6 protein-coding genes and 1 pseudogene are annotated in these 6,656 nt (G+C 67.9%); 3 read left to right on the top strand and 4 right to left on the bottom strand.

The window, feature by feature from the left end:
- Window positions 1-452: 452 nt before the first annotated feature.
- On the bottom strand, window positions 453-782 hold the full coding sequence (locus tag DVK05_RS16295) for a non-histone chromosomal MC1 family protein (protein ID WP_121564929.1): 330 nt from the start codon (window positions 780-782) through the stop codon (window positions 453-455).
- 345 nt (window positions 783-1,127) lie between these two features.
- Between DVK05_RS16295 and DVK05_RS16290 the strand changes: the two genes are divergently transcribed.
- Both DVK05_RS16290 and DVK05_RS16285 read left to right on the top strand, forming a co-directional pair.
- Window positions 1,128-1,331 (top strand): hypothetical protein, encoded by a 204-nt coding sequence (locus tag DVK05_RS16290; RefSeq protein WP_049931938.1) that lies wholly within the window; start codon window positions 1,128-1,130, stop codon window positions 1,329-1,331.
- 97 nt (window positions 1,332-1,428) lie between these two features.
- Window positions 1,429-2,484: a quinone-dependent dihydroorotate dehydrogenase gene (locus DVK05_RS16285; protein ID WP_121564927.1), complete on the top strand. Its 1,056-nt coding sequence runs from the start codon at window positions 1,429-1,431 to the stop codon at window positions 2,482-2,484.
- Window positions 2,485-2,511: 27 nt separating this feature from the next.
- Here DVK05_RS16285 and DVK05_RS16280 read toward each other — a convergent pair whose 3' ends face one another.
- Window positions 2,512-5,157, bottom strand: coding sequence for a valine--tRNA ligase (locus DVK05_RS16280; protein ID WP_121564925.1), 2,646 nt, complete (start codon window positions 5,155-5,157; stop codon window positions 2,512-2,514).
- Between the two features lie 93 nt (window positions 5,158-5,250).
- Window positions 5,251-5,505: a hypothetical protein gene (locus DVK05_RS16275; RefSeq protein ID WP_121564923.1), complete on the bottom strand. Its 255-nt coding sequence runs from the start codon at window positions 5,503-5,505 to the stop codon at window positions 5,251-5,253.
- 440 nt (window positions 5,506-5,945) lie between these two features.
- On the opposite strand from DVK05_RS16275, the gene DVK05_RS16270 reads away from it, so the two are divergent.
- Window positions 5,946-6,188 (top strand): ferredoxin, encoded by a 243-nt coding sequence (locus tag DVK05_RS16270; protein ID WP_121564921.1) that lies wholly within the window; start codon window positions 5,946-5,948, stop codon window positions 6,186-6,188.
- A 349-nt stretch (window positions 6,189-6,537) separates the two neighbouring features.
- On the opposite strand, the pseudogene DVK05_RS17615 reads toward DVK05_RS16270, so the two are convergent.
- Window positions 6,538-6,656: pseudogene (locus DVK05_RS17615) on the bottom strand (IS6 family transposase); the annotation flags it as partial.

Genomic DNA, 6,656 nt, shown 5'->3' with positions numbered 1-6,656 from the left:
ATGTTGACACACCATTGCATTGGTCTGTGTGGTGTCCGGGCCAGCCAGCGGCTTGGATGGCACCGAACGACCACGGCTCACATCAGATCACCGCTTACGCCGGAGCGCAGGGGGCGTGATCCTCATCCTTCGCGGACCTGAACGTACCAGACGACGGGGCATAAACCCATCGGAACGGTACGGGTCCTGCGAAACCGGGCCGAGTTGAACGGCCCGAGTCCGCGATGCGTTCTTCGCATTTCTTCGAATGCCCGGGTTGTACTTAACCCCGTCGAACCATCGGCGCCACGTCATGCGGTTTCATGCCGAGAGGAGGGAACTGACCGGATCCGATCGAACCGGCGACGCGACTGTTCGGGGCGGTCACTCTGCGGCGCAACGGTGATCATGCCCGAAGCGTTCCGGTCGACCGGCGGCTAAAACGAGAGATCGGGATCGGAGCGCCCGGCGAACTACTCCTCGTCGAGGTACTCGATGCCCTGCTTCGAGACGTTGGCTTTGGTGATGTCGTCGAGGTCGTTGAGCCAGAAGTCGTCGTCGGCGTCGTCCACCTCCGGGGCGCCGTCCTTCCACGCCCAGCCCTCGTACTCGTGGACCTTCTGGGTCCCCTTCTCGCGGAGGCGGAGCGTCGTTCGTTCGGCCTCCTCCTCCGAGGGCGCCGGGTCGAGCGTCCGAGCTGCCTTCAGCGCCGCCTGACGCGGCATGTTGCCCGAGAACTCGCTCGGTTCCGATCCGTCTTCTTCCCGAAGGGCAAAGTTTCGCTTACCGTCTTCACGTACCATGGTTTTGCCTCCGTGTGACACCAGCACACAGTCTGTAATAAATATATCGGGGAAATGAAAGCTGTACGCCACAATTTTTATATACTATCCCGGCCGCTGGTTGCGGTTTTCGCTCTCTCCGACGCGAGACGGGAGGCAGACACCGGTTCGCGCCGAGGCGGTCGCCGCGTTCGGCCGTCGGTTCGCGGCGCGCGGGACGGGTCGGGTCAGCCCGCAGAGCGCGGACGACGCCTCGATGTCCGTTCCGGATCACTTCGACGCACGCGCGCGGTCGGGGACTCCCGCCGACTGCGGGTAAACAACACTTATGTGTCTGCTATGGCGAAATGCGACAACACACCCGCGATGGTCCGTAAAAAGAAGCTCAGCCCCAGTGGCGCCAAGGACGACGAGGGGGAGTACCACAACGTCCACGTGAACCTCCACGAGGACGAACTCGCCGTCGCCGGCATGGAGATCGGCGACGAGGTGTTCGTCCGGGTCCGAGACGGGAAGATAATCATCCAGAAGGCGGACGCCAACCCGGAACAGCTGGAACACGACTTCTGAGACGGACCGCGGGGCTTCACCGAACCGATGCTCGCGAGCGGCCGCGACGCGGACCGCGGTCGGCGGATTGATTGTCGCTCGTGACGAGGCCCAGACGATGGGCGCGTACGACCTGTTGAAGCCGGCGCTGTTCCGGCTTCCACCCGAGACCGCACACGGACTGGTACATCGACTGCTCGGCGGCGTCCAGGGGACGCCGGTCGCCGCCGCGCTCGCCGAGCGGTACGCGGTCGACGACGAGCGGCTCGCGGTCGACGCGTTCGGGTCGTCGTTCCCGAACCCGGTGGGCGTCGCGGCCGGGTTCGACAAGAACGCGCACGTCCCGCGAGCGCTGGCGTCGCTCGGGTTCGGCCACGTGGAGGTCGGCGGCGTGACCGCCGAGCGGCAGCCCGGGAACCCGCGACCGCGACTGTTCCGACTGAAGGCGGACGAGGCGCTCGTCAACCGGATGGGGTTCAACAACGAGGGCGCCGACCGCGTCGGGGAGCGCCTCGACCGCGACCCGCTCCCGGACGTGCCGGTCGGGATCAACATCGGGAAGTCGAAGTCGACGCCGCTGGCCGAGGCTCCCGACGACTACCGCTACACGTACGAGCGCGTCGCGGACGCGGGCGACTACTTCGTCGTCAACGTCTCCAGTCCGAACACGCCGGGGCTCCGCGAGCTCCAGAACCGCGAGGCCTTAGAGCGCATCCTCGGAGCCCTCGACGACGCCGGCGCGGACCCGCTCCTCGTGAAGCTCTCCCCGGACCTCCCGGAGCCGGCGGTCGAGGACGCGCTCGGCGTCGTCGACGACCTCGACCTCGACGGCGTCATCGCGACCAACACGACGACGTCGCGGCCGGACTCGCTGCGGAGCCACAACCGGGCCGAACGCGGCGGCCTCTCGGGGAAGCCGATCGAGTCGCTCGCGACGGAGCGGGTGCGGTTCGTCGCGGAGCGCACCGACGTGCCCGTGATCGGCGTGGGCGGCGTCTCGGACGCCGCGGGCGCCTACGAGAAGATACGGGCGGGCGCCTCGCTCGTCCAGCTGTACACGGGCCTCGTCTACGAGGGACCGGGGCTGGCGCGGGAGATCAACGAGGGGCTGCTCGAACTGCTCGAACGGGACGGGTTCGACTCGGTCGGAGACGCCGTCGGCGCGGACCTGTAACGGGTCGAGAAGCGGCGGATCGGGGACTTACGCGTCGTTGCGGACGATGACGACCACGTCGTCCGCCTGGAGCAGCTCGCCTTCCCCCTGGTACTGCCGCTCTTCCTCGACCGCGAACTCGTCGCCGACGAGCGTGACGCCGGCGACGTGAAGCTCGTCGCCGTCGAGTTCGTACTCCTCCTGCGCCAGGGCGGCCTCGATGTCGCCGACCTGGTCGCCGTACTTCGGGCCGACGGTGGCGTAGTCGAGGTCGATCCCCGTGATCACCGTCTCGACGGGCGCGTCGCCGTCCGGGTGGACCGCGAGGTCGTCGACGTGCATCACGCCGGTGATGTCGTCCTCGAACCCGCGCACGTCGGCGTACACCTCCACCGCGTCGAGCGCGGCGGTGAGGGGGAGCTGGTTCTCGCTTTTGTACTTGCGGAGCGCGCCGACGACCGCCGTCGCGGCGGTCCCGGCGTCGCGGTCGGCCTCGATCCCCAGCGGCTCGGGCCAGTCGGCGAGGTGGACCGAGTCGCTCGCGCCGTCCGCGAGCCCGGCCGCCCCCGCGTCGTCGGCGTACATGTCGTGCCACAGCTCCTCGGTGACGTGCGCGAGGAGGGGCGCGAACAGCTTCAGGAACCGGCGGTGCGCGGTGCGGAGCGTGTACGCGGCCGCGTCGTCCTCGCGCTGTTTCGCGATCTCGAGGTAGTCGTCACAGAACGTGTTCCAGAAGAAGCTCCGGAGCTCGTCGCGCGCCTTCGAGAACGCGCGGTCGTCGAGGAGCTCGGTCAGCCGCTCGACCTCAGCGTCGAGCTCGGCGAGCAGCCAGCGGTCGAGCTCGCGGAGCCCGTCGTCAGGCTCGGCCGGGAACGGCTCCGGCGCGAGCGACTCGACGAGCTTCGAGGCGTTCCACAGCTTCCGGATCAGCTTCTCGCCCGCGCGGAGGTCCTTCTCCTTGAACGGGAAGTCGTCGCCGACGGCGGTGCCGGCGGCCCAGTAGCGCGTGGCGTCGACCGGGAACTCCTCCAGCACGGCCTCGGGCTCGACGACGTTGCCGACCGACTTCGACATCTTCTCGCGGTTCTCGTCGAGCACGTGCCCGTTGATCATCGTCTCCTCGAACGGGACCTCGCCGGTGTGCTCGTAGCACTTGACGAGCGTGTGGAACAGCCAGAAGCTGATGATGTCGTGGCCCTGCGGCCGGAGGTCGAACTGGTACAGCTCCGGGCGCTCCATCGTGAACTCCCCGGCCGCCTCGTCCCAGTCCCAGCCGGCGTTGATGAGCGGCGTCAGGCTGGAGGTGGCCCACGTGTCGAGCACGTCGTCCTCGGGTTCGAACTCGTCGTGTCCGCACTCGGGACAGGCGTCGACGGGCGGGTCGTCGGAGAGCGGGTCGACGGGCAGGTCGGCCTTCTCGGCGATGACTTCCTCGCCGCAGTCGGCGCAGTACCACACCGGGAACGGGATGCCCGACGAGCGCTGGCGGGAGATGAGCCAGTCCCACTGGAGCCCCTCGACCCAGTGTTCGTACCGGGTGAACATCTTCTCGGGCGACCAGTCCATCTCCCGGCCGACCTCGAGGTACTCGTCGGTCTTGTCGAGCATCTCGATGTACCACTGCTCGGTGACGAGGAACTCGACGCTCGTCCCGCAGCGCTCGTGGACGTTGACCGTGTGGGTGATGTCGCGGCGGTCGAGCAGCGCGCCCGCCTCGTCGAGGTCCTCGACGATGGCCTCGCCGGCCTCGTCGGCGTGGAGCCCCTCGTACCCCTCCGCGACGTCGGTCATGTGCCCGGACTCGTCGATGGCGACGCGCAGGTCCAGGTCGTGGACCTGGTACCACTCGATGTCGTTCTGGTCGCCGAACGTACAGCACATCACGATGCCGGAGCCCGTCTCCATGTCGACGCGCTCGTCGGCGATGATCGGCACCTCGTGGTCGAACAGCGGGACCTCGGCGGACTCGCCGACGAGGTGCTGGTTCCCGTCGTCGTCCGGGTGGACGAAGACGGCGACGCAGGCCGGGAGGAGTTCGGGGCGCGTCGTCGAGATGGTGAAGGTCTCGCCGTCGCCGCCCGCGACGGGGAAGGCGATGTCGTTGAAGTGGCTGCCCTGCTCGTCGTCCTCGGTCTCGACCTGCGAGATGGCGGTCTCGCACTCGGGACACCAGATCGCGGGCGCCTTCTCGCGGTACTCGCGGCCCTGCTCGTAGAGGTCGACGAACGAGAGCTGGGAGACGCGCTGGACGCGCGGCTCGATGGTCTGGTACGTGTGGTTCCAGTCGACCGACACCCCGAGCGACTGGACGTTCTCGGTGAACTGCTCCTCGTACTGCGCGCAGACCTCCCGGCACTTCGCCTGGAACTCGCGCCGCTCGAACTCCTGGTGGCGGATGTCGAGCTCGTCCTCGGTGAGCCGCTCGGAGGCGATCCCGTTGTCGTCGTAGCCGAACGGGAAGAACGTCTCGCCGCCGTTCATGCGCTCGAAGCGCGCGACGAAGTCCTGGAGGGTGAACCCGTACAGGTGGCCCATGTGGAGGCTCCCCGATACCGTCGGCGGGGGGGTGTCAATGGAGAAGACGGTGTTCGGATCGACCGGGTCGTCGTCGGAGTAGGCGTACGTCTCCTCGTCGACCCAGCGCCGCTGCCAGCGCGGCTCGACGGCGTCGGGGTCGTACTCACCACTGGGCATTTCGGTCACACGTTCCGCCGGTTCCCCCTTAACGGACTCGGTTGTGTGGGGCGGCGTTGCGCGGTCGGGCGCGGCGAGGTGCGGAGAGCGGGATTAGACCCGGTCGTCGAGGTCGTGTTCGGCCGCCATCTTCGACGCCTCGGACGCGAACCGCTCGACCTCCTCTTCGGGCGTCTCGCCCAGCGCGCTCTCGTCGACCTCGCGGCCGGCGGTGATCCCGTCGCCCGTGACGAGCCGCTGTTCCGCCAGCTCCTTGGTGTGGACGCGCTCGCCGTCCTCGGTGGCGTAGGTGAGCCGCACGAGTCCCTTCGAGTCGAACTGCCGGTCGACGAGCCAGACGGTGGGCATGCGCGGCGATGGGTGCCTGCGAGGCTTAAAAAGGACGGTCGCCGCGCGGCGAAATTGGTGGTGCGTTCCGCGATCGATCGACCGAATGCTGTCGGCGCGTGCCTGCGAGCGGCCGGAGCGAAGCGGAGGCCGCGAGGCAGCACGCGCGAGGGACGCCGTGAGCGACGGGCGACCGGAGGGAGCCTGGAGCGAACGGCGAGGTTGGGGCGGCGTGAGGTGCGGTTGCGGGGTGGGACTCAAAGGGGCAGTCGGGAGCCGTCCGGAGGCGACGCAAGCACTGGAAGGAGCGAATGGAGTGAGCGACTGAAGCGCGCAGCGAGCGTCCGGGCGGCTCCCGACTGGGGCTTTGGAAGTGCTCTCCCGCGGTCGGCAGCCGAATCAACTGGAGTCCTGCGTGTCTCGTCGCCACGGCTTTGTATCGGCTCACCCAACCGAGGTCCATGTACGTCGAGTTCGACCGCGACACCTGCGTCGGGATGTTCCAGTGCGTCGCCGAGTGGGACGCCTTCGAGAAAGACCTGAACGACGGGAAGGCGGATCTGGCGGGGAGCACGGAGGAGGACGAGGACCTGTTCGTCGTCGAGGTGCCCGACGGGGAGGAGCTCGACGCGAAGTTCGCGGCGCGCTCGTGCCCGGTCGACGCCATCGAAGTGTACGACGACGACGGCGAACAGGTGGTGTAGCCGGTTCGAGATCTGAGAGGGTGCTATGTGTCGAGGGAGAACACCTCCAAAGCCCCAGCCGCGACGGCTCGCGCGGCTCGGTGCGCTCCTCGACCGCTCACTCCGTTCGCGGTCTGCGGTGCTTCCGTCGCCGTGCTTCGCCCTCGCGGCTGCCCCTTTGAGTCCCGCCCCGCACAGCAGAGCTACCACAGCCTCACGCCTCCCCAGCCTCGCGGTTCGCTCGGGGCTCCCTCCGGTCGCCTCTCACTCACCGCGTCCCTCGCACGCGCTCCTCGCGGCCGCCGAGGGCGGCCGCTCGCAGGCGCGCGCCGGGATAGTATCCTTGAGAAAGCGCGTCTGCTCGGTCGTGTTAACTTAAGCATCGGTTCCAGCAGACGGCGAAGGCTCGAAGCCATGATTCTGCCGCTGTCGGCTCCGCGTTTCTAAACGTATTTGAAAACGAAGAGGTTCTGCGTTTTACTTCTCTAA

It is taken from the genome of Halorubrum sp. Atlit-8R (assembly GCF_003666025.1).
In the GTDB taxonomy this organism is placed as follows: domain Archaea; phylum Halobacteriota; class Halobacteria; order Halobacteriales; family Haloferacaceae; genus Halorubrum; species Halorubrum salinarum.
The sequence above is the reverse complement of the archived record's forward strand: the minus strand, read 5'-3'. Positions and strand labels throughout refer to the sequence as shown.

What these genes read in the sequence shown, in the direction of transcription:
- DVK05_RS16295 (WP_121564929.1), bottom strand. Translation starts at nt 782, where the DNA reads ATGGTACGTGAAGACGGTAAGCGAAACTTTGCCCTTCGGGAAGAAGAC.
- DVK05_RS16290 (WP_049931938.1), top strand. Translation starts at nt 1,128, where the DNA reads ATGGTCCGTAAAAAGAAGCTCAGCCCCAGTGGCGCCAAGGACGACGAG.
- DVK05_RS16285 (WP_121564927.1), top strand. Translation starts at nt 1,429, where the DNA reads ATGGGCGCGTACGACCTGTTGAAGCCGGCGCTGTTCCGGCTTCCACCC.
- DVK05_RS16280 (WP_121564925.1), bottom strand. Translation starts at nt 5,157, where the DNA reads ATGCCCAGTGGTGAGTACGACCCCGACGCCGTCGAGCCGCGCTGGCAG.
- DVK05_RS16275 (WP_121564923.1), bottom strand. Translation starts at nt 5,505, where the DNA reads ATGCCCACCGTCTGGCTCGTCGACCGGCAGTTCGACTCGAAGGGACTC.
- DVK05_RS16270 (WP_121564921.1), top strand. Translation starts at nt 5,946, where the DNA reads ATGTACGTCGAGTTCGACCGCGACACCTGCGTCGGGATGTTCCAGTGC.